At 39.5% G+C, this 22,685-nt stretch carries 25 protein-coding genes and 1 tRNA gene; 2 read left to right on the top strand and 24 right to left on the bottom strand.

Annotated features, from left to right (window positions below):
• The first annotated feature begins 20 nt into the window (after positions 1-20).
• Together gcvPB and FKZ43_RS04025 are read left to right on the top strand one after the other, a co-directional pair.
• The gene (gene gcvPB, locus FKZ43_RS04030; protein WP_140944592.1) at positions 21-1,469 is read left to right on the top strand and encodes an aminomethyl-transferring glycine dehydrogenase subunit GcvPB; all 1,449 of its coding nucleotides are present in this window, start codon (positions 21-23) and stop codon (positions 1,467-1,469) included.
• Positions 1,450-2,457 (top strand): aldo/keto reductase, encoded by a 1,008-nt coding sequence (locus FKZ43_RS04025; RefSeq protein WP_320415045.1) that lies wholly within the window; start codon positions 1,450-1,452, stop codon positions 2,455-2,457. The genes gcvPB and FKZ43_RS04025 overlap by 20 nt, the downstream gene beginning before the upstream one ends.
• 42 nt (positions 2,458-2,499) lie before the next feature.
• Here the strand turns inward: FKZ43_RS04025 and FKZ43_RS04020 are convergent, their stop codons facing one another.
• The 24 genes from FKZ43_RS04020 to rtcA all read right to left on the bottom strand — a co-directional run bounded on the left by FKZ43_RS04020 (position 2,500) and on the right by rtcA (position 22,595).
• Positions 2,500-3,381 (bottom strand): 2-oxoacid:ferredoxin oxidoreductase subunit beta, encoded by an 882-nt coding sequence (locus FKZ43_RS04020; protein WP_140944591.1) that lies wholly within the window; start codon positions 3,379-3,381, stop codon positions 2,500-2,502.
• Positions 3,378-5,114 carry a 2-oxoacid:acceptor oxidoreductase subunit alpha gene (locus FKZ43_RS04015; protein ID WP_140944590.1) on the bottom strand — a complete coding sequence of 579 codons (1,737 nt, stop codon included), beginning with the start codon at positions 5,112-5,114 and terminating at the stop codon, positions 3,378-3,380. The genes FKZ43_RS04020 and FKZ43_RS04015 overlap by 4 nt, the downstream gene beginning before the upstream one ends.
• Positions 5,115-5,137: 23 nt before the next feature.
• On the bottom strand, positions 5,138-5,872 hold the full coding sequence (locus tag FKZ43_RS04010; protein WP_140944589.1) for a cytochrome c biogenesis CcdA family protein: 735 nt from the start codon (positions 5,870-5,872) through the stop codon (positions 5,138-5,140).
• 55 nt (positions 5,873-5,927) lie between these two features.
• Positions 5,928-6,365 carry a 50S ribosomal protein L9 gene (gene rplI / locus FKZ43_RS04005; RefSeq protein WP_320415044.1) on the bottom strand — a complete coding sequence of 146 codons (438 nt, stop codon included), beginning with the start codon at positions 6,363-6,365 and terminating at the stop codon, positions 5,928-5,930.
• 56 nt (positions 6,366-6,421) lie between these two features.
• Positions 6,422-6,670: a 30S ribosomal protein S18 gene (gene rpsR, locus FKZ43_RS04000; protein ID WP_140944588.1), complete on the bottom strand. Its 249-nt coding sequence runs from the start codon at positions 6,668-6,670 to the stop codon at positions 6,422-6,424.
• Positions 6,671-6,698: 28 nt separating this feature from the next.
• Complete coding sequence (locus FKZ43_RS03995) at positions 6,699-7,148, bottom strand: single-stranded DNA-binding protein (protein ID WP_235894680.1); 450 nt, start codon at positions 7,146-7,148, stop codon at positions 6,699-6,701.
• A 53-nt stretch (positions 7,149-7,201) separates the two neighbouring features.
• Positions 7,202-7,651, bottom strand: a complete 450-nt coding sequence (gene rpsF / locus FKZ43_RS03990; RefSeq protein ID WP_140944587.1) for a 30S ribosomal protein S6 — start codon at positions 7,649-7,651, stop codon at positions 7,202-7,204.
• Between the two features lie 31 nt (positions 7,652-7,682).
• Positions 7,683-8,270: an aminoacyl-tRNA hydrolase gene (gene pth / locus FKZ43_RS03985; protein WP_140944586.1), complete on the bottom strand. Its 588-nt coding sequence runs from the start codon at positions 8,268-8,270 to the stop codon at positions 7,683-7,685.
• A 21-nt stretch (positions 8,271-8,291) separates the two neighbouring features.
• A complete protein-coding gene (locus FKZ43_RS03980) occupies positions 8,292-8,915 on the bottom strand; it encodes a 50S ribosomal protein L25 (RefSeq protein ID WP_140944585.1) in 624 nt (207 codons plus the stop codon).
• Between the two features lie 15 nt (positions 8,916-8,930).
• Positions 8,931-9,869, bottom strand: coding sequence for a ribose-phosphate pyrophosphokinase (locus tag FKZ43_RS03975; protein WP_181180245.1), 939 nt, complete (start codon positions 9,867-9,869; stop codon positions 8,931-8,933).
• Between the two features lie 84 nt (positions 9,870-9,953).
• A tRNA-Gln gene (locus FKZ43_RS03970) sits at positions 9,954-10,025 on the bottom strand.
• Between the two features lie 313 nt (positions 10,026-10,338).
• Positions 10,339-10,557 (bottom strand): hypothetical protein, encoded by a 219-nt coding sequence (locus tag FKZ43_RS03965; RefSeq protein WP_140944583.1) that lies wholly within the window; start codon positions 10,555-10,557, stop codon positions 10,339-10,341.
• A complete protein-coding gene (locus FKZ43_RS03960) occupies positions 10,558-11,160 on the bottom strand; it encodes a class I SAM-dependent methyltransferase (RefSeq protein ID WP_140944582.1) in 603 nt (200 codons plus the stop codon).
• Entirely contained in the window at positions 11,151-12,128 is a 978-nt protein-coding gene (locus tag FKZ43_RS03955; RefSeq protein WP_140944581.1) for an NAD-dependent epimerase/dehydratase family protein, read from the bottom strand. Before FKZ43_RS03955 ends, FKZ43_RS03960 begins: the two co-directional genes overlap by 10 nt.
• 13 nt (positions 12,129-12,141) lie before the next feature.
• Positions 12,142-12,912, bottom strand: coding sequence for a DUF3108 domain-containing protein (locus tag FKZ43_RS03950; RefSeq protein ID WP_140944580.1), 771 nt, complete (start codon positions 12,910-12,912; stop codon positions 12,142-12,144).
• A 3-nt stretch (positions 12,913-12,915) separates the two neighbouring features.
• Complete coding sequence (locus tag FKZ43_RS03945; protein WP_140944579.1) at positions 12,916-15,882, bottom strand: M1 family metallopeptidase; 2,967 nt, start codon at positions 15,880-15,882, stop codon at positions 12,916-12,918.
• On the bottom strand, positions 15,870-16,850 hold the full coding sequence (locus FKZ43_RS03940; RefSeq protein WP_140944578.1) for an aldo/keto reductase: 981 nt from the start codon (positions 16,848-16,850) through the stop codon (positions 15,870-15,872). The genes FKZ43_RS03945 and FKZ43_RS03940 overlap by 13 nt, the downstream gene beginning before the upstream one ends.
• 8 nt (positions 16,851-16,858) lie before the next feature.
• A complete protein-coding gene (locus FKZ43_RS03935) occupies positions 16,859-17,176 on the bottom strand; it encodes a cupin domain-containing protein (RefSeq protein ID WP_140944577.1) in 318 nt (105 codons plus the stop codon).
• 56 nt (positions 17,177-17,232) lie between these two features.
• Complete coding sequence (gene miaA / locus FKZ43_RS03930; RefSeq protein ID WP_140944576.1) at positions 17,233-18,162, bottom strand: tRNA (adenosine(37)-N6)-dimethylallyltransferase MiaA; 930 nt, start codon at positions 18,160-18,162, stop codon at positions 17,233-17,235.
• Positions 18,163-18,170: 8 nt separating this feature from the next.
• Positions 18,171-18,836: a protein-L-isoaspartate(D-aspartate) O-methyltransferase gene (locus FKZ43_RS03925; protein ID WP_140944575.1), complete on the bottom strand. Its 666-nt coding sequence runs from the start codon at positions 18,834-18,836 to the stop codon at positions 18,171-18,173.
• Between the two features lie 2 nt (positions 18,837-18,838).
• Positions 18,839-19,522 carry a glycosyltransferase family 2 protein gene (locus tag FKZ43_RS03920; RefSeq protein ID WP_181180244.1) on the bottom strand — a complete coding sequence of 228 codons (684 nt, stop codon included), beginning with the start codon at positions 19,520-19,522 and terminating at the stop codon, positions 18,839-18,841.
• On the bottom strand, positions 19,515-20,330 hold the full coding sequence (gene cdaA / locus FKZ43_RS03915; protein ID WP_140944573.1) for a diadenylate cyclase CdaA: 816 nt from the start codon (positions 20,328-20,330) through the stop codon (positions 19,515-19,517). The genes FKZ43_RS03920 and cdaA overlap by 8 nt, the downstream gene beginning before the upstream one ends.
• Positions 20,327-21,535, bottom strand: a complete 1,209-nt coding sequence (gene folP, locus FKZ43_RS03910) for a dihydropteroate synthase (protein WP_235894678.1) — start codon at positions 21,533-21,535, stop codon at positions 20,327-20,329. The genes cdaA and folP overlap by 4 nt, the downstream gene beginning before the upstream one ends.
• Positions 21,525-22,595 (bottom strand): RNA 3'-terminal phosphate cyclase, encoded by a 1,071-nt coding sequence (rtcA, locus tag FKZ43_RS03905; RefSeq protein ID WP_140944572.1) that lies wholly within the window; start codon positions 22,593-22,595, stop codon positions 21,525-21,527. The genes folP and rtcA overlap by 11 nt, the downstream gene beginning before the upstream one ends.
• Between the last annotated feature and the right edge of the window lie 90 nt (positions 22,596-22,685).

Genomic DNA, 22,685 nt, shown 5'->3' with positions numbered 1-22,685 from the left:
AAATAAAGAAACCTCAAAAGATGGCGTCAAAGTTAATTTTTGAGTTAAGCCGTCCCGGAAGAAAGGGATATTCCCTCCCCAAAATTGATGTCCCGGAGAAACACATTGAGGATTTAATACCGCTGAAATTCCTGCGCTCATCGCCACCATCTCTACCAGAGATAAGTGAAAATGAGGTTGTCAGACATTATATCCGCCTTTCAACTTTAAACTACCATGTTGACAAGGGTTTTTATCCGCTCGGTTCTTGCACGATGAAATACAATCCCAAAGTAAACGAGGTGACCGCATCTTTCCCCGGTTTTAGGGATATTCATCCACATATGGATGATGAGCTTGTTCAGGGCGCATTGCAGATAATGTATGAACTTGGTGAGATGTTAAAAGAAATAACTGGGATGAAGGGGGTCTCGCTTCAACCAGCAGCTGGGGCACACGGGGAGTTAACAGGCATATTGATGATAAGAGCGTATCACGAAAAACTTGGAAATCCAAGAAAGAAAATCCTTGTCCCGGACTCCGCACATGGGACCAATCCAGCAAGCGTTACAATTTCAGGTTATACAGCTGTGAGCGTTAAATCAAATGAATATGGGACAATTGATATTGATGACTTGAAATCAAAACTTGATGAGGATGTTGCAGGTATAATGATAACGAATCCAAATACACTTGGAATTTTTGAAAAGGATATACTTCAAATTGAAAAATTGATCCATGAAGTCGGGGCTTTAATGTATATGGATGGTGCAAACCTTAACGCTCTCGTCGGTATCACTAAACCTGGCGATATGGGATTTGATGTTGTTCATTTAAATTTACACAAGACATTTTCAACACCACACGGTGGTGGTGGTCCTGGTTCAGGACCTGTAGTGGTAAGCGAGAAACTTATTCCTTTCCTTCCGATCCCGAGGGTTGAAAAAAAGGAAGATAAATTCATCTTAAACTATGATTATCCCGATTCAATAGGGAAGATTCACACCTTTTTCGGAAACTTCGGCATGATGGTCAGGGCTTACACATACATCAGAATGCTTGGGAGCAAGGGATTGAAAGAGGTGAGCGAGAGCGCAATTATAAATGCAAATTACCTCTTGAGTAGGATCAAAGATTATTTTGACAGACCTTATCTTGGAAAACCACTTCATGAGTTCGTTGTTTCTGGAAGCAGATATAAACTTGAATATAATGTTAGGACGCTTGACATTGCCAAGCGACTTCTTGACTATGGTTTTCACGCACCGACGATTTATTTCCCTTTGATTGTATCTGAGGCATTGATGATTGAGCCGACGGAGACAGAAACAAAAGAAACACTTGATGCTTTTGCAGATGCACTTATAAAAATTGTTGAGGAGATAAAAACAAACCCAGACATCGTTCGCTCAGCTCCTCATACAACTCCAGTCAAACGACTTGACGATGCCTATGCTTCAAAAAATATAAATGTCTGCTTTAAAGAGTGAAAAGAAAATCAGGGAGGAGATGAACTATAGATTGCTTGGTAGAACTGGGCTTCTTGTATCTGAGATTGGTTTTGGAAGTTGGGGCATTGGGGGGAAAATGTGGGCTGATTCGGATGACCGTGAATCAATAAAAGCACTGCACAGGGCGATTGAACTTGGAGTAAATTTCATTGATACAGCGCTTGTCTATGGAGATGGACATAGCGAGAGGTTGATAGGTAAGGTTTTGAAAGAAACGAAAGAAAATGTTTATGTTGCTACGAAGATACCCCCAAAGAACATGGTATGGCCAGCTTTAAAGGGAACACCATTAAAAGAGGTTTTTCCTTACGAGCATATCATAAATTCAACTGAAAAAAGTTTGAAAAATCTCGGGGTTGATACGATAGACCTCCAACAGTTCCATGTTTGGAATGACGAGTGGGCTTTGATGGATGAATGGTGGGAGGCGATTCAAAAATTGAAAGAAGATGGCAAGATAAGATTCTTCGGCGTCTCAATAAATGACCACGAACCCTGGAATGCAATTCAACTTATCAAAACTGGTCGGGTTGACACAGTTCAAGTTATATACAACATATTTGACCAATCACCCGAGGACGAGCTTTTCCCAATATGCATTGAATACAACATAGGTGTTATAGTCCGTGTCCCGTTTGATGAAGGAAGCTTGACAGGGAAGATAACACCTGAGACACAATTTCCAGAAGGGGACTGGAGAAATAGATATTTCAAGGGCGATAGAAAACAGCAAGTTTGGGAAAGAGTGCAAAAACTTGAAAAATTACTCGGTGAAGAAGCAAAGACATTGAGCGAGCTTGCACTTAGGTTTTGTCTAAGCCATGAGGCGGTCTCAACTGTAATACCTGGGATGAGAAAGGTTGAGCATGTTGAGGAAAACTGTTCTGTTTCCGATGGACGGAAACTTTCCGATAGAATGCTTCTTGAATTAAGGAAACATAGGTGGGTAAGAAATTTTTACCGTTAAAATAAAAAACCCGGGCTTATTTTCGCCCGGGTTTAAAATTTCTCAGGCAAACTGATCAAATAGTTTTTCAAGTCGTTCTTTCTTTAAAAGTTCATCAATGTTGCCATCAAACTTTGAAACAATTTTGTCAAGATTTCCTTCAAATGTGGGTCTTTCCTCGCGATAGAAAATCCCAGTGTAAATTTTATCTTGAACCATCGCAAGCTCAAACGCTTTCAATTTATTCGTCGGGTCATGCTCTGGTGGAATTTCAACGACTCTTTCACGCACGAAATCAAACGTGATCTCCATATTAAATGTGGGACAAGGAGAAATGACTTGTATCGCTGCGAATCCCTTGTGCTTTGTCGCCTCAACTATAAGTTGAGTTAATTGTTTAGTGTTTGACGAGAAACCACGAGCGACAAAGCTTGCGCCGTAAGCAAGTAAAAGCATGATCGGATTAAGCGGTGGTTCAAGCGCTCCATAGGGTGTAGTTGTTGTCGTCATTGTAAGTGTTGAAGTCGGTGAGACCTGTCCTTTGGTTAAACCATATATCGCATTGTCAAGGATTATGTATACTATATCTGGATTCCTTCTTGCAATATGCGGTATATGACCACCACCTATTGCAAAACCATCACCATCTCCACCTATGACGAAAACCTCAAGCTCTGGGTTTGCAATTTTAACCCCAAGAGCTACTGGAAGCGCTCTCCCGTGAACAGTGTGAAGATTGTAACCTCTGACGAAGTGTGGAAACCGACTTGAGCAACCTATTCCGGAGACAATACTTAATTTATGCGTTGGTATTTTCAGCTCACCTAATGCCCTTATAAAAGATGCCAAAACACCATAATCACCGCAACCAGGGCACCAGGTTGGCTTAACATCACTTTTATATTCAAGTTTTGCTTGCTTTATTTTCTCAATTGTCTCGCTCATCTTGCCACCTCAATTATTTTGTTGTAGATTTCCTCGGATGTGAAGGGTATTCCACCGTAATTGTTAAGTTTTATCGGGTTATAATCAACGAATGTCCGCAATATATTTGCAAATTGTCCATTGTAATTTTGCTCAACAACGATGACCTTATCGTAACTTCCAATGATATTTTTAATTTTTCGTTTCGGCAAAGGATTAAGAATTCTTGGATGGTAATGACTTACTTTTATTCCGTTCATCTCCGCTTTTTTTATCGCTTCTCTCACAGCGCCATAGGTTGAACCCCAAGCAATGATTAAAATTTCTGCTCCCATAACCTCGTAATAATCGTCATTTTCATTTTCAAGCTTTTCAGCTAAAACCTCAAGCTTTCTGAACCTCTTCTTTTGCATCTCGGTATGAACCTTTGGCGTATAATTTGGAGCTCCACGCTCGTTATGCTCAAGCCCGGGAGCGATGTATTCAAACCCTGGATGCCCAGGAACAGCAATCGGTGCAAGACCCGACTCGGTTATTTTATAGCGAAGATATGAATTTAAGCTCTCATAATCTGGCTCAAGACGGTTTATAATCTTCACTGATTCAATATCTGGCTTTGGAATTGCCTCCGTTTGATATGCCAAGACCTGATCTGAAAGAATTATAACTGGCATTTGATATTCCTCAGCAAGATTAAAAGCCCTGACCGTTTGATAGAAGCAGTCGCTTACATGAGCTGGTGCAATGACAATTCTCGGGGCTTCGCCAGGTCCACCAAAAACAACATGATATAGGTCCGTTTGCTCTGTTTTACTCGGCATCCCTGTTGATGGTCCAGCTCGTTGAACATCAACTATCACGACAGGAAGCTCAGCCATTGAGGCGTAAGTTATAAGTTCGGTCATAAGCGCAAGCCCTGGTCCAGATGTAGGAGTTATAACCTTTGCCCCAGCGAATGAAGCACCGATACAAGTTGCAAGCGCTGATATCTCATCCTCATTTTGGATCACTTTACCACCAAACTTTGGAAGATGCCTTGCAAGAAATTCAAGTATCGGGGAGGCAGGAGTTATAGGGTAACCAACCGCAACTTTACAACCAGCAGCTATTGCTCCAAAGCCGATTGCTTGATTACCCGACAATATAATCCTTTTGTCTTTCCCCTCTGGCTTCCCAAGGCGAAATCTTTCAAGCTCATCAAGATACTTTTGGGCATATTCAATACCACTTCTAAAAGCAGTCAAATTTTGCTGAAGCAGTTTTTCGCCCTTGCGCTTAAATTTATCAATGATCTGTTTTTCTGATTCCTCAACCGGAATTCCAAGAATAGCGGTTAAAAACCCAGTTGCAACCATATTTTTTGCAAGGTGCGTCCCCGATGCCATCGCAAGCTCCCTAAGTGGAACCTCATACTTCTTCTTCGTGAAGCTATCCGATGGCTTACACTCAGCGGGATCGTAAAACAGAACGCCATCTTCAGCAAGTGCACTTGAATAATTATCAAATGCTTCCTGATTAAAAGCCATCAAGATATTAAGCTTATCGCCCATGGAAAAAATATCATAGGGGCTGACACGAAATTGATACATCGCAAGCCCACCTTTTATCTCAGCTGGGAATGTCCTGAAAGTAAAAATACGATAAGCAGACCTCGCAGCTGAATAGGTCAAAATTTCCCCAGCGCTCATCACACCCTCACCGCCTTCACCACCTATTCTGACTACAACATCTTTAAGATTCCCATTTTCTGACATCTTTGTTTTATGTTCTTTTGTTTTTATGAAAATTTACTCAAAAAAGGAAACATCTTCATAATGTAGGACGAAATAACGCCAAGAGAGTTCGTAAAAATCAAAACTCCAAGTATAATTAAAATTACACCGCTTACGATTTCAACTACATTGAGATATTTTCTGATGCGTGCAAACCACTTGAAAAAGAAATTTATGCTTAAACTCGTGATCAAAAAAGGAATCCCAAGCCCAAGCGAATAAACCGAAAGAAGCAAAACACCTTGTTTAACTGTTTCTTGCTGAGAAGCTAGGACAAGTATCGTCGCAAGCACTGGTCCAATGCAAGGTGTCCATCCGAAAGCAAAGGCAAACCCGACCACAAAAGCCCCTAAAAGACCAAGTGGTTTACTGCTAACTTTCAATTTCGCCTCGTAATTCAAAAATTTTATCCTAAAAATGCCCGTCATGTGAAGACCGAAAATAACTATTATAACACCTGCAACTTTTGCAATCACATTCATATTCTCGGAGAGAAATTTTCCCACCGCTGTGGCAGAAGCCCCGAGCATGACGAAAACTATTGAAAAGCCAAGGACAAAAAACAATGAACTTAACAAGGTTTTCAAAAAAAATCTTTTTGAACTTTGGGATTCCTTCAGCTCTTCAAACGATAAACCGGAAATGAAGGAAATATACCCCGGGACAAGAGGTAAAACACAGGGGGAAAGGAAAGAAAGAATCCCAAACAAAAAGGAAGTAAATAAGCCAACATTTTCCATCTCGTCAAATCTCCTAAATTTGATAAAAAAACCGCCCAATCGGGCGGACATTGAATTACTCTTGTTTTTGCTCCTCCAACTGAACGACATTGACCTTAATTTTCACACTCACATCTGGATGAAGCTTTATCGGCACCTCATATGACCCAAGCATTTTTATCGGCTCATCAAGCAAAATTTTCTTCCTATCAACTTCAATACCCATCTTACTAATTTCATCGGCTATCATCTGAGCCGTTACGGAACCGAAAAGACGCTCATTTTCCCCGGCTCTCATTGGAATAACTATTTCAAGACCATTTAGCTTTTCAGCGAGCTTTTGAGCGTTCAATTTTTCCCTTTCAAGTTTGAATGCCTTTTGTTTCTTCTCCGTTTCAACCATTTTTATATTCCCAGGTGTAGCCGGCAAAGCAATTTTTCTCGGAATTAAAAAATTCCTCGCATAACCATCCTTCACTTCTACAATATCTCCCATCCTTCCCGAGATTTTCATAATCCTGACGCAATATGACTTTCATCTTTACACATCTCCATTAAGTTTTACAAAAATTACTTCACAGCTTCGGCAACGAACGGAAGCAAAGCTAAATGTCTGGCTCGTTTAATCGCCCTCGTCAACTGACGCTGATGCATAGCACAATTTCCACTAACCCTTCGTGGAATTATCTTGCCCTGCTCAGTCAAAAATTTGCCCAGTTTCTTCTCATCTTTATAATCAATGTATATCTCACCGGCTTCGCAGAACCTGCATATTTTCTTCTTCCTTAACCGCAATACTTTTTCGCCATTCTCAACCATAACGATAAATGTTAAATTTATTTTTCAATTAAATTTTTGGACCTTCGTTTGAAAGATACTTGTTCAAAGCATCTGATTGCTGTCCTGATGACTGTTGTGACTGTCCCTCATTGTCACCTGATGATGCAGATCTCCTGTCAAGAAATTGAATTCTTCTTGCCTTAATTTCAACAATGGTCCTCGTTCTACCATCGGCTGTTTTCAAATTCCGGCTTTGTAGCTCACCTTCAACAAGGACAGCACTTGATTTTTTCAATCTCCCTCTACAAGATTCGGCAAGCTTATTCCAAGCAACAACTCCAACAAAACAAACATCCTCTTTCCACTGCCTCTTACTATCCCTGAATCTCCTGTTTGAGGCGATTGTGAAATTGACAACCGGTGTCCCCTTCGTCGTCTGGCGAAACACCGGGTCCTTTGTTAAATTCCCAACTATGACAACGCTATTAAGCTCAGGCATTTTGAGTTCCTTCGCCATAGATTGCTCCCTCCATCGTTAAGTTTTACATAAAGATTTTTCAAACGAAAACTCTATTCTTCTTCATCTTCAAATTCATCTTCCTCCGTTTCAGCTTGAGCAACGGATTCAACATTTCCAAGACCAAGATGTTCAATCGTTATTCTACCACGCCTTTTCTCCTGTTCCTTCGCCTTAAGAGCTTTCTTCGTTACAACGACAGTCAAATATCTCATGATATTCTCATCAAGTTGAAAAGCCCTCTCAAGCTCACTCACAATTGTCGGTGGCGCAAAGTATTCAATATATACATAGAAAGCGCTGTTCTTCTTATTTATCGGATATGCCAATCTTCTCCTACCCCAACGCTCCAATAAAATTATCTCTCCGCCTCGCTCCTTTATAAAATTCTCATACTTTTTTATTATCTGCTCAATTATCGGATCGTCAAGCGAAGCATTGATCAAAAATGTTGTCTCATACCAGCGCCTTGAAAGCATATTTTTTGGAATTTTTCTCGCCATTAAATTGCCTCCATATGGTCATTTTTTGTTTTTAAGGAGTATCAAATTTTAACTTAACTTTTCTATTAAACTTATTCATTGCTTTTAAAACGCCCTCGGAAATAAAGCACAATGTCGCTTCAACCGCAAGTCCGATCATATCATTGACAATACCAATCTCATCCTCATCAAACTTTGACAGAACAAAGTCAACCATATTCTTCATCTTGTCGGGATTGCCTATCCCACATCTCAACCTAGGGAATTCAATAGTCCCGAGATGATAGATTATTGAATAAAGCCCATTATGTCCACCATCGCTTCCCTTTTGTTTTATTCTTATCATCCCAAGTGGTAAATTCAAATCATCACATATCACAAAGACATCGCGCACATCAACTCTATAGCGCTCAACAACATCCTTAACCGCAATCCCACTGTTGTTCATATAAGTTAGCGGTTTGATCAACACCAATTCTTTACCTTCATATTTACCCGGACCGATTAAATAATCACCTTTTCCTGGCTTAAGCGCTATCCCCAACTTATCCGCTAAGGCGTCAACAACCATAAAACCAACATTATGCCTCGTCATCTCGTATTCTTTCCCGGGGTTTCCAAGTCCAAATATAGCAATCATAAATTTTAAAAAGAACTAATTTCACTGAGCTTGTTTCTCTTGTTGAGATGGTGCGGTTGGCTGTGCCTCCTCAGCTGGTTTAGCTTCTTCAACCTCACCACCTCTTGGCGGAACAACCGCCACCACAACAGCAAGTTCATTCTCAAGAATTCTAACATTCGGTATCTTCAAATCCTTAACATGAATTGCATCACCAATGTCAAGGGCGCTTATATCAACCTCAATATGTTCAGGTATCGCACTTGCTGGGCATTCAACCTCAACAGTGTGAAGCAGGTGTTCAATTACACCGCCCTTCTCAACTCCGGGCGCTCTCCCTACAAGGACAACCGGGATTTCAAGCGTCACAGTAGCTCCAGCCTTTAAGCCATAAAGGTCAAAATGAATTGGTTTATTAGTAACGGGGTCAAATTCAACTTCTTTTAAAATACACTGAAACTCTTTCCCATCTCCAAGTTTTAATCTAACTACATGCGCCTCCGTTGTATAAATCAACTTCTTAAGATCAGTCTCTCTAACAGCTATTGGCAATGGCTCATCTCCAGGGGCATAATAAATCCCGGGGATTTTCCCAGAACGCCTTAATTGATTTGAAGCGCTTTTGCCTGTCTTTCTTACCTCCGCATTTAGAACTATTTCCGTCATCTTCCTTAAATAAAATTAATTTTCAATTTCAAATAAAACACTCAACGATTCATTGCAGTGTATTCGTTTTATTGCCTCGGCAAATATCCTCGCAACCGATTTTACCTCAATTTTTGGACTCTGTTTCCTAAGCGGGATGGTATCGGTTACAAGAATCTTTTCAACAGGTATGTTTTCTATCTTTTCAATCGCATTTCCAGATAAAATCGGATGGGTGCAAGCCCCATAAATCGCTTTCGCTCCTCTATCTATAAGAGCCAAAGCTGCGTTTACAAATGTCCCAGCGGTGTCAATTATATCATCAACGATGACGACCACCTTCCCTTTAACATCACCGACCACATTCACCACTTCCGATTCGTTCGGTTTCAATCTTCTTTTATCTATGAGCACAAGTTCAGCATTTAACCTTTTCGCATACCCGCGGGCAAATTTCACACCACCTATATCTGGTGAGACCACCACAAAATCCAAATCACCAACCATCTCCCTTATTGCTGGAACTAAAACGACAGCGGAATAAAGATGATCAAAAGGTATATCAAAAAAACCTTGAATTTGGGGAGCGTGTAAGTCCATTGTCAAAACCCTATCTGCACCTGCAACGGTGATCAAATTTGCGACAAGTTTTGATGTTATCGGTACCCTCGGCTGATCTTTTCTGTCCTGTCTCGCATAGCCGAAATAAGGTATAACAGCTGTAATACGACGAGCTGAAGCCCTTTTCGCAGCGTCAATCATAATTAAAAGCTCCATCAAATTATCCGAGGGTGGGAAAGTTGATTGGATTATGAACACATCATTACCACGAATGTTCTCAAGATACTTAACCCAAATCTCACCATCACTAAAATTACGTATCTCACAACTTCCAAGCGGTTCTCCGATCTCCTCAGCTATTTTCTCAGCAAGCTCTCTACTTGACCTTCCAGAGAAAATCTTTATATGACTCATCACTCTATTTGTTACTTTTCCATCGTTTCAAGCGGTCAATGACAAAGATAAAAAAAACTTATAAATTAACCAAACGCAAACTTGCTGGGGCGGGAGGATTCGAACCTCCGAATGGCGGCTCCAAAGACCGCTGCCTTACCGCTTGGCGACGCCCCAGTGAAAGAACCTCTCCAACGGCATTATTAATTTAATAAAGAAAACGGAATTTTTCAACTTGTTTTATCCCCTATTATTAAACGCTTCTCACTTCCAAAGTATTTTCCCCAAACTCGCCTCGCTGCAATCTCACTTATCCATGTGGTCCAGATGTTTGCTAAAACCATCCCAGCTGACGACGAAATGAAAAAAAACGACAACGAAAATTAAAATTTTAACCTCGCTTTTACATCAATAAACGGAAGAAAATATCAAAACAAACCAAATCCAACGATTAAAAATGCTTGCTGCTACTGCGAGCTTTTTCGGACTTTTATACTTTTTCAAAAGGTAAAGTCCCGAGAAATTGTATCATCTGTGATATAAATGGGATAGCCCCGATTATACCGATTACAAACTCATTCGCACCAAGTATCAAAGCATACCCCGTCAAAAACACATCAGTTGACAAAGCGATGAAAACCAATGCAAAGCTTCCCTCAATTATTGAGTATTTCCTCCCCTTGCGAATTGAATTGAAATTAATATCCAACTATTTCCGAGCGATTATTAATTTGACAAAATCACCATAAACATTTATAACTTTCTCAATTACAACACCAGCTTCAAGTGCAATTTTTAATGTTTCCCTGTTTATATTCTCCCCCAAAATTGAGGTGAAGTTGTTCACCAGATCAAAAACTTTTGAAAGGAATTTACCCCCTGGTCTCACATGTTCAAGCAAAATCAATCTTCCACCTGGTTTCAAAACTCTGAGCAATTCCCTGAAACCATTTGCAGGATTTTCAACCTCGCAAAAAACAAATGTCGCTAAAACCGAATCAAAAAAATCATCCTTGAATGGCAAGAACTCAACCCTTGCAGAAACAAAGTAAATTTGACCGTTAAAATTCTTTGCCCTTTTAATCGCCCTTTTCAGCATTTCAAATTTTGGCTCAACCGCTATAACATTAACCCCATCTGGATAAAATTGAAAATTTAATCCAGTTCCAACTCCAACCTCAAGTATTCTCTTCCCTTCAATAAAGCTTAATGCTTTCGCCCTTAATTTTTCCAAAGCGAATTTTTCAATTGGAAACATAAAGACATCGTAACCGAAAGCGAAAATTTTACCGCTGAAATCTTTCAAAGCCATCCGTTTTGAATATACCAATTAATTGTCTTTTCCATCCCCTCTTCAAGGGGAACTTTGTGTCTATATCCAAGTTCCCTTTTAGCTTTTTCAACAGAGCAAGCCCAGTTCTTCTGTCTGATATCTTTTATCTTTTCAGAATTTAGCGGTGATGCTTTCCCGAAAACTTTACATATCGTTTCCGAAACAAATGAAACCGAATATAAAATTGGTGCTGGGATTTTAACTCTCAAAACTTTTTTATCAAGCGCTCTCAATATCGCCACCTCTATATCCTTCCAAGTGTAGATTTCATCGCTTGAGATAAAATAAATTTTCCCCGTTGATCTCTCACTCTCACCCGCAAGTATAAAACCGTCAACGAGGTCAGAAACATAAACCAAACTTAAAATCTGATCCGATGGCAAAACAACTGGAAGAATGCCGAGTTTTATGTATCTAAAAATCTCGTAAGTGTAAGTATCGCGTGGACCATATACCGACGGCGGTCGTACTATAACGATTGGAAGCTTGTCTTTGAAAGAAAGCGCGACTTTCTCCGCCTCTGCTTTGCTTTTACCATACGAAGTAATTGGATGATACGGTGTGCTCTCGTCAACAGGAACTTTATCATAGCCAGGACCAACGGCTGACAAACTGCTTGCAAGGATAAATTTTTTCAAATTTGAGCTATATAAACTCGCCTCAAGCAAATTCTTCGTCGTCTCAACATTTCCGCGATAGTAATCCCGATAATTTCGTCCCTTCGTCACACCAGCAATATGATAGACATAATCAATATCTTTAACCACCGTTTTAAGAAAGTCAACATCAAACAAACTCCCTCTCACAATTTCAACATCTTTCCCCTCAAGCCATTTCAGATTACTTGTATCCCTGACGATACATTTGACATCATAACCACGCTTTAAAAGTTCATCAACGAGATGACTTCCAATAAATCCAGTTCCTCCCGTTACAAGCGCTTTCATTTTGGAAGATTTTTTATTTTTTATCTGCAACCTGCGGGGGTTGCCAATCGCTCCTTGACCATTTGACAAGCTCCACTTTCACATTCCCAAGGGATGTCTTAAAATATGCCCTTATCGGAATCCGCGCTGAATCATCGGAATAATAAGCCACAAAATCACCCGTCACACCCGCTATGTCCTCTGCAACAAATGGAATAAAACCAGAAATCTTTTTAGTCCTTATAAGTGAACCGGAAAATTTTAAATCTGAATTCTCATTATGAAAATTCACCTCTACATCCTTAACATCAAGCTGAATCAAAATTGACAAAGTCAATTTTTGATTTGACCCTGAAAGTTTCCTAGTCAGATAAAATGCGGTGATACCATTGTAAAAACTTCTCGTCTCTTTTTCGGTCACTTCTATAACCTCACCTGTTTCTAAATCCTTCTGAGCAGCGACGATTTTATCTCCCTTGCGCTCAAATACAGTTACAATTTTTCTGCCCTTTTTCATCTCATAAATCAAAAACTTCGCATCAAGAAGTGAATCAATCCTAAATTCACTCTCAAACCCATAATGAATGCTTATGAAAAAAAGCCATGGATTTGAATCAATTTGAAAACGCGACTTAACATATTCGCCATCCGTCTCCGTCCAAATTTTTATGCTTCCAAGGTTTATAAACCCCCAGAAAGCGTGATATTCAAGATATTCATCTTCAACTTTGAAGCCACCTTTTGACGAAGAAATCACACCAATGCTCAAAAATAAAAGCACGGTCAAAAAAAACTGAAATTTCATACCTTACTCAACTTTTATTTCAACAGCCCATTTAAACTTGACTCCTTCTTTAAGAAAGAGCGGAAAAACAACATTTAAATTTAACCTATTGAAACCATTTATCAAATTTTCAACTATCGGTGGGATAAACATAAATGGTTTAAGTTTCACCTCAAAGCCCGAATCATACAAATTTGCGTTCTCGCTTCCCTCAAAAACCCCAACATCTCCAAACCACGAGATCGCAAAGTTTTTAAATCTTAAAAATGTCAAATCAAAATTCAAACTTCCACCTCTTATTATCGTTATGCTGTCCCTATCAAAATATCCGCGCAAATTCAAACCGCCCTTCAAGAATAAATTCGCCTTCTCGGAAAATCTTCTGTCTACTAGGTATAACATTCTAAATTGCTGATTAAAGAAAGTTTCATACGGATTTGCGACAAGATAAAATTTTTCTTGAACTGGCACCTGACCGTATGACCTTACAAGATAAAGTCGCGTTGAAAATTCACCCCATTTAAAAGCGCTTGATTGCTTCAACTCAAGTGATATGTTAGTAAAATTTTTCGCACTGTTTGCTGTTGTCGCCTTGAAATTCAAAACGCCGTATAAATTCAATCTACGTAACTGATGAAATGCATCAACTTTTAAACCGACGGAGTTAAAGTTTCCCGTTTCCCAATTTATCCTCAAAAACGGCAGCTTATTCTCAACAAGAGATGTATGCTCAAAGAAAAAAGTAAAACGATAAAATGGCGGTATCGTCAGATATTTTCTCACATCTTTTGCGATATCAAAATAAATTCTCCTCAACCCGTGAAGCTTAAAGACCTCAATTTCAAACTCGCTTAATCTCCCCAAAACTTGAAGCGTATTGTTTTTATAATCCCCAAAATAATCAAAGTTTTTAGTCCTCGCATTATACCATGCCCCAAACTTCGTCTCATAAAAATTGAAAAGATAAGCACCGTTAAAAATCAATCCCAACCTTATCCCATCAACTTGAGAGAACCAAAGTGAAGGTCTAAATGTCAACCAATACTTATCAATCGGCGGATTCAAATTCGTCTGTTCAAGAAACTTCAACTGGACTTTGTTCAAAAGCCCAACCCTGTTGTTCAATCTATTGATGTCCCTTAACTTAAAATCACTGTCAATCTCAACCATTTTAACTTCTTTATCAAATGCGATTTCAAATTCATAAATTGGATTTACCCAAAACCAAGGAGGAAGAACTATAGCCCCTGGCTCCTTTTTGGGTTTAAGTTGAAGGTCAAGCGGTATAATAACCTTTTGATAAGTTCCGTCTTTAAAATAAAAGTAGAGATCTATTGGCATAACTATCTCACCGTAATTTCGCAATCTCACCCTTGCGATATACTTCCTAATGCCATTTTCAAATTTCCATTCCCCATTAAAACTTTCAATCCCATAATCGCATTTTCTTGTCGTTTTAAGCCATTGATCAAAGAACCAATCAAGTTCCATACCACTTACATTTTCAGCAACCCTTTCAAAATCTTTTGTCGTAGGATGCTTGAAAGCCCACCTGTTGAAGAACTCCTTCATAACCTGATTAAAAACGCTATCTCCAAGGACATACTCAAGCATCTCAAAGATAGAAGCACCCTTGCCATAAACAGCGTTTGTATAAGTCACCGACTCCCTGAAAAAATCTGAATGTAAAAGAACTGGCTCTTCAAAGCCAAGATGTGAAAAACGCACATAGCTTCTATATCCACCGTAAATATCCGATTCAGGTCTTAAAATCGCTTCAATCCCTGAGAAATCTTTCCATTCCTTGCCAAGAAATTCCTTGAACACGCGCGGTGTGACAAAACTTGCCCCACCTTCATCAATCCAAGCTTCTTTTGACTCATTATTTCCAATCAAGCCATAAAACCAAATATGCCCAATCTCATGTGCAAGTATTCCGATCATGCTTGTCCTTGACCTTCTCCCCGTTATCATTATCAACATCGGATATTCCATCCCGCCATCACCTGCTTGAGCTACGGTGAAACTTTTGTATGGATACTTGAAAAACCAATCACTGTAAAGTTTTATTATCTCCTTCGTGAATTTCCCCGTTTCCCTCCAAAGATTATAAACATCGGGCTGATAAAGCAAATGAACCACAACCGTATCCTCGTCAAGTGAAACCCATGTTATCTCGTGAATATAATCCCGGTCAGCGACCCAGGCAAAATCGTGGACATTTTCAGCTTTAAAATGCCATGTCTTCAACCCTGGTTTTAAATTCCTTTTCCACTCCTGTGGAAATATGACTGTATCAACAGCGCCAAGCTCATAACCGCACATAACTTCATCTGGATTTTGAATTACGCCCGTTGCCCCAACTAGATAATCCGATGGCAAAGTTATCTTAACATCAAAATTTCCCCAAACACCGTAAAACTCGCGTTCAATATATTGATCCGCGTGCCAACCCTCAAAATCATATTCACATATCTTCGGATACCATTGAGCCATGCTATAATCAATCCCCTCGCGATTGTCCCGCCCATTTCTCCTTGTTTGTTTTGGAATTTGAGATTCAAATTCCATCTCAAGTTTAACACTTTGACCTGGCAAAAGTGCTTTTTTAAGTTTAGCCCTTAAAATCGTATCAAAAATTTCAAACTCAATGTCCTCATCGTCCGCCCTTAGATATCTCACCTTCGTCCAACCATATTCATCTGGCTTCATCCTTCTTATCCTTTCACCAAGAGCATTTCTTATAACATCACCCCGAACTTGCATTGAGCTGCTAGGTTTGAAAGCATTCAAATAAAGATGGTAATAAATTTCATAAAGCGTATCAGGAGAATTGTTATAATACACTGCCGTTTGTTTCCCGCTCATCAAATGCGATTTAACATCAAGCGTTACATCAATGAAATAATCAACCCTCTGTTGAAAATATTCAGGTCTTTGAGCAAGTGAGAAACTTATCAACAAAATAGAAAGAAAGGTTATCCTTCCCATGTAAATGCCTCCTTTATCTTTTTAATCTCCTCTTCCGTCAGCTTGAACTCAACGGCGCCTGCATTTTCTTCAACTTGCTGCGGATTTCTTGCGCCAACTATAGCCGTCGTAATCCCTGGCTGTGAAAAAGTCCAATTGATCACAAGTTGAGCCAATGTCACTCCTTTCTCCTTTGCTATTGGCTTTATCTTCTCAAGCGCCTCAAGAACTTTCCTCCTATTTTCAGGCTGAAACCAAAATTGTCTTTTCCTCAAATCGCCACTCTTAAATTCCGTCTCCATAGTTATCTTACCGGTAAGAAGTCCCTGTTCAAGAGGGCTATAAGCAAGGATTGAGATTTTATTTTCAATGCAAAACGATGTTAAATCATTTTCAATTGAACGCTCAAGCAAATTATATTTCACTTGGTCACTTTCAACCCGAGCATATTTAACTACTTCCTTCATTAAATTCACATCAAAATTGCTAACACCAAAAAACCTTATCTTGCCCTGTTCCTGAAGTTTCACCAACGCCTCAAGCGATTCATCAACAGGTGTTGTTCTATCAGGCCAATGAATCTGATAAATATCAATGTAATCAACCCCGAGCCGTTTTAAACTTCTTTCGCACTCCTCAATTATTGAATCTTTCCTCAAATTTTTATAAACATAATATCTTCTACCGTTGAAATATGTATCAAAGAAAAACTCACCTTCTTCTTTATCCCATCGGAGTCCGCATTTCGTGGCAATTATAACTTCATTTCTTTTCCCTTTAATTGCTTTACCGACGATTTCCTCACCAAGCCCAAACCCATAAACTGGTGCAGTATCAATGCAATTCATCCCAAGTTCAATCGCCCTGTGAATTGCTTTAATTGCAAGTTCTTCGTCTGTTCCTCCCCAAAACCATCCTCCTATAGCCCAACCGCCAAATGTTACAACGGGGATTTTAATGTCAGTTTGACCAAATTGCCTATATTCCATCTCGCTTTTTAAGCTTTTGTTTTTGATATATTGTAGCCGTAAAGCCAATATGCAACCACATTGTTTTTATTTCTTACGGAGTGAACCGCCCCACGAGGTATGAACCACTCATCCCCTGGTTTAAGTTCTGCAATCTCACCTTCACATTCAATTTCAAGCGTCGCATTCAAAGGAGTTACGAGCTCATCCGTATCATGGACAAAATCCTCCCAACTTTGCCAGGGTGGATCAACCCAAACATCACAGGTGAAACCCCTTTCCGCCCAATCCCTTTCAATTTCTTCTTTCCCTTTTCCAATCCATTTTTCACGCTCAATGTAAAGCATTTTTCAAAACGCTTTTTGAAAAAATTTAAAAACAAAAGACCAAAACAAGCAAAAATTTAATTCCCCCTACTGTAAATCTCTATCACCTTATCAGCAAGTTCGTTAAAATCAGTTCCATCATCAACATCAACCCAAATTATTCTCCTATCCTGCCTAAACCAAGTCAACTGCCTTTTGGCATACCTTCTTGAATTTCTCTTTATCAAGTAAACCATTTCATCATAAGAGATAAGCCCATCAAGATAATCAAAGACCTCTTTATACCCAACCGTTTGAAGTGAGTTAAGATTCTTATCATAACCGAGCTCCCTCAATTTCCTAACCTCATCAATCAAACCCCGTTCTATCATTTCATCAACTCTTTTTTCAATTCTCCTATAAAGTTTTTTCCTATCCCAATTAAGCCCAACCTGAACGGTCTCAAAGTTTATCTCTGGTTTCATTTCAACTTGAAGTTGTGAAATCGGCTTGCCAGTCAAATAATAAACCTCAAGCGCCCTTATAACCCTTTTGAGATTGTTCGGATGAATTTTTTCAGCCGATGCCGGGTCAACCCTTTTCAACTCCTCGTAAACCGCTTCTTTACCAAGTTGTTTAGCTTTTCTGTAAAGTGTTTCCCTCAATTCCCAATCCCCAGCCGGACCCTCAAAGAAACCATCTATAAGCGACTTAACATAAAGACCTGAACCACCAACTATGATTGGAACTTTACCTCTTGAGAATATATCTTCAATTATCTCACGTCCCCTCTCTCCAAAAACACCTGCGTTAAATTCCTCGTCTGGATTCAGCTCGTCAATAAAATAATGTTTCACCCTCTCTCTTTCTTCCTTTGATGGCTTTGCTGTCCCAATGTCCATATATCTGTAAACTTGCCTTGAATCAGCTGAAATTATTTCACCACCGATTTTCTCAGCAACTATAATTGATAATTTTGTCTTCCCCGATGCAGTTGGACCAACAATAGCAAGGACCTTTTTTTTCATAATAAATTTCACCTTCCGTTGTTCCTGAAACTATCCTCTCCCCAACCTTCCTTTCCGATAAGAGGGACAAATTTGAAACCGAACTTCTTTTTTATATCAAGCTTGGTCTCGCTTACTTTTTTAATTATGTAAAGCTCCTGAATATCAAGATCGCCAATGGGTATTACAAGTCGTCCACCAATTTTAAGTTGTTTGACAAGCGATTGGGGTATCCTCGGAGCTGCAGCAGTGACAATTATACCATCATAAGGGGCAAACTCGCTCCAACCAATTGAACCATCCCCAACCATTCCTATGACATTATACCCAAGTTTTGAAAGCTTTTCAAGTGCCGTTTTTAAAAGTTCCTCAAATCTCTCAATCGTGAAAACCTGAGCTCCCATCTCCGCAAGTATCGCTGCTTGATACCCTGAACCTGTTCCCACCTCAAGTATCTTATCACCCGGCTTAACTTTCAATGCTTCTGTCATAAAAGCAACCGTATACGGCTGTGATATCGTCTGCGAACACCCTATCGGCAAAGCCGAATCTTCATAAGCGTAATTAATCAACGCCTCAGGAACAAAAAGATGCCTCGGTATTTTTTCCATCGCCCTCAAAACATTTTCATCCTTTATGCCACGCTTCCTAAGTAACTCAACCATTGCTTTACGCTCATCTTCAAACTTTCCCAACTCTAAACTTTACCTCGTTTATTTTCCCAAAAAAAACTTTGAAGATAAATTGAAACGAACTTGAAAGTATCCCTCACATGTTTTATATAACTTCTCTCCCCGTTGTAAATCGTCTCAATATCAACAAAACCAACATTGAAACCACAAAGCAACGCCTTTATCAAGAATTCACTCTCAAAAGCAAACCCATCGCTTTTCGCATCAACATTTTTTATAACTTCAATCCCGATCAACCTAAAACCACACTGACTATCAGGAACTTTTACTCCTGTTCTAAGCGAAATCAAAAGCGATGTCGTCTTATTTGAAAAAATTCTCTCAATCGGCATCCCCTTCAAATTTTTCATCCTGTTCCCGATGACGATGTCAAACCCATCTGCGTACTTTTTAAAAAACTTCGGTATTTCCTCAGGATTGTGTTGCAAATCTGAATCAAGCGTGAGCACAGCATCATAATTTTTTAACTTTGCAAATTCAAACCCCGTTTTCAATGCCCTTCCCTTCCCAAAGTTTCTTTCGTGCCTGATGACATAAACACCGAATTCGGAAGCGATATCAACAGTTCTATCAACGGAACCATCATCAATCACAACGACATCATTGACAAATTTCAAAACTTTCTCAAGCAATGTTCCGATTGTTTTTTCGGAATTATATGCTGGTATTATGGCGCAGATATTATTCACCTTGTGAGACCTCTTCAAAAATTTCTTTCGGCGATTTGTCCGTTGCTTGTAACTCCGCAAGTAACTTCTTCTTCAAACCTTCAGGTGAAAGACCACGTGTCAATTTGCCACCCTCGGCAAGGGATATAGTCCCTGTTTCTTCACTTACTATAACGACAATTGCGTCTGAAATCTCACTGAGCCCAAGTGCAGCTCTGTGCCTTGTCCCGAGCAAAAAATTACCAATCTTTGATTGTGCGCTCAAAGGCAATGTACAAGCTGCAGCTTCAACCCTATCCCCTGAGATTACAACGGCGCCATCGTGAAGAGGAGACCTCGGGAAAAAAATCGTTAAAAGAAGTTCCTTTGTCACCTTCGCCTGAATCGGAACCCCCGTCTCAACTATTGACTTTATCCCAGTTTGCCTCGGTATCACAATCAAAGCCCCGATTTGCTTTTGCGACATCTCAGCAACGGCTTCAACTATTTCATCAACCACAGCTGTAACGCTCGGCTTAAAAATAAGGCGAAACAATGGATTATTAGCAACAAGCATCAAAAGTCGTCTTAACTCGGGCTGAAACAAAATTATAAAAGCAAGAACCCAAACATCACCTATAAACCTTAAAAGCCAATTCAAAACCTTCAAATTTATTAACTCGGAAAGAAACGAAAGAAACACTAAAAACAAAAGCCCTATGAAAATCTGTGCTGCTATCGTTCCCTTCATCCAAATATAAAGCTGACGGATCAAAAGTCCCACAATCATAATGTCAATGACATCAATCAATGTCAAACGCAAAAAACCTATTTTCACAAGCTCAATCATTGCTCTTGCTTTAATGCTGTTTTCTTTATCGCATCAACTATCCTAACGACACGAACCATCTCCTTGACATCGTGAACTCTAACTATATTCGCACCATTCCAAACAGAAATCGCAACCGCCCCAGCTGTCCCTTCAAGTCGTTGATCAACGGGCAAATTTAAAACATTGCCAATGAATGACTTCCTTGATACGCCTATCAAAATTGGATAGCCAAGCGACTTAAACTCACGAAGACGTCTTATTATCTCAAGATTATCACTCAACCTCTTCCCAAAACCAATCCCAGGGTCAACGATTATTTGTTTTATCCCAACGCTAACGGCTAAATCAACTCTTTCAGAAAGGTAGGAATAAATCTCGGATATCACATCTTTATACTCGGGGTTTTGTTGCATTGTCTTCGGCGTCCCCTTTATATGCATCAAAACAACGCTCGCTTTATATTCCGCAACAACTTCAACCATCTTCTCATCAAATCTTAACCCACTTATATCATTTACAATCATAGCACCATTGTCAAGCGCTTGCCTTGCAACTTCCGACTTATAAGTATCAATTGAAATCGGAACTTTTGTCCGCTTCGCAAGTTCCTTTATAACAGGTATAACCCTTCTTAATTCCTCTTCAATTGGAACTGGGTCTGAGCCCGGACGAGTTGATTCGCCACCCACATCAATTATATCTGCGCCCTCTTCAATCATCTTCAAAGCGTGTTCAAGCGCCAAATCAAGCGTGAAATACCTCCCGCCATCCGAAAATGAATCAGGCGTCACATTCAAAATCCCCATCACATAAGTCCTCTTTGAAAAATCAAACTCAACATCACCGAACTTATAAATCAAATCATCCCCGGAAAATCCATCAATCGCCCGGGACAATTTCCCCGCAAGCTCTTTCCCTTCATCGGAAAAATTGCTCAAAATATTCAAAAAGTATCTCAAATTTTCCCGCTTCATTGACGCTATCAAATCCCTTTTTCCGTTTTCCCTTGCCGTTGACACAAAAACATCCACATTTAAACGCCTTGCAACTTCACTTGAAACAAAACTTGAAATCTCATCGCTTACGCCTTCAATTTTAAAACTTACATCCAACAACTTCTCAAGCACAACTTCCGAAGAAAAATTTCTATCAATTTCTCCGAACCTTAAAATCTCCTCTGCGACTTCAATCTCATTTTTCAAATCAAGTATCCTAACCCTCATGCTTAAATTCACCAGGTTTTATTTTCACTTTGAACGAATTTCCAAGTTCTTCTATTTCAAAATCAACCTCAAGGAACTTTTTTATCGTCTCAATGTTTGTGAGAAGATGATTTGTAATCCTTGGTGTCGTGAACTCTGAAACACCATCAGCAATTGAAAGTGGAAGCAAAATCTGGTCAGCCATATGTTCATCAACGACGGCGCCAGAGGAGATAAACCTAATAAACTTTTCGCACGCCTCCTCTGCAACAATTTCAGCTCTTTTGCCTCTCTCACCGAGGTTCGTATAACAACAAACCGTATTTTCAAAAATCCCCGTTATCGCTATTGTAGTATTTTTTGAGTGTGACTTGAGTTCATCAACTATGACTTCAACTTCACTATATCCTTTTAAAACTTTTTCAGCAGCTTTAGCCTGCCTTTGCGCAACCTCATCCGTTAGATTTGTATGCGCCGAATAAATTTGAATCTTTGAAAGTTTCCCTCGCTCAATGAGTTTAATTGGTTTTACTCCCTGTGTTGGACTTATCACTGCTTTTATCTCACCCCCACCGTGTGGATAAAAGCCGGCTCTTTTCATCTCTACTTTTATCTTCAATCCGATCCTTTCCATAAAATAGATCCAACAATTTTTGATATAGTCAAATGTCGGACTCCAAGCCACATGCGTTCCACCAATTATCACAAGTGTTGAAGTTCCATTGGAAAAAGACAAAGGAAGATAAAGCGTTTGCAAAACAAGAGATGTTGAGCCAGCTGTTCCGATATCAAATCTGAAATTTCCAAACTTTATACGCGATGGATAAAATCTGATGCGATTTGACTTCAAGTAAGCACCTTCAACGACAGCGTCAGAAATAACAGCAGATGACTCAATCGCCTTTAAATGTTGCGGTTGAATCCCGGGGTTTGGTCTATTGGCTCGGATGTTTATCATCTCAAATGGTTTCAAGAGCAAAATGGAAAGCGCAAGCGAAGTTCTCAAAACTTGCCCTCCACCTTCACCAATTGCACCATCAATTAAAATTAACCCTGTTTCACCTTTAACATTGACGGACATATCTTTACGGAATGAAATTTTTAATCAGCTACTTTCTTCAAGATAAAAATAAAAATTTGCCATCAAAAATAAAAAAGGCGAGCCAAAGCT

It is taken from the genome of Candidatus Thermokryptus mobilis, from assembly GCF_900070205.1.
GTDB classification, from domain to species: domain Bacteria; phylum Bacteroidota; class Ignavibacteria; order Kryptoniales; family Kryptoniaceae; genus Kryptonium; species Kryptonium mobile.
Note: the sequence above shows the minus strand (reverse complement) of the source record. Positions and strands in the feature narration are given on the sequence as shown.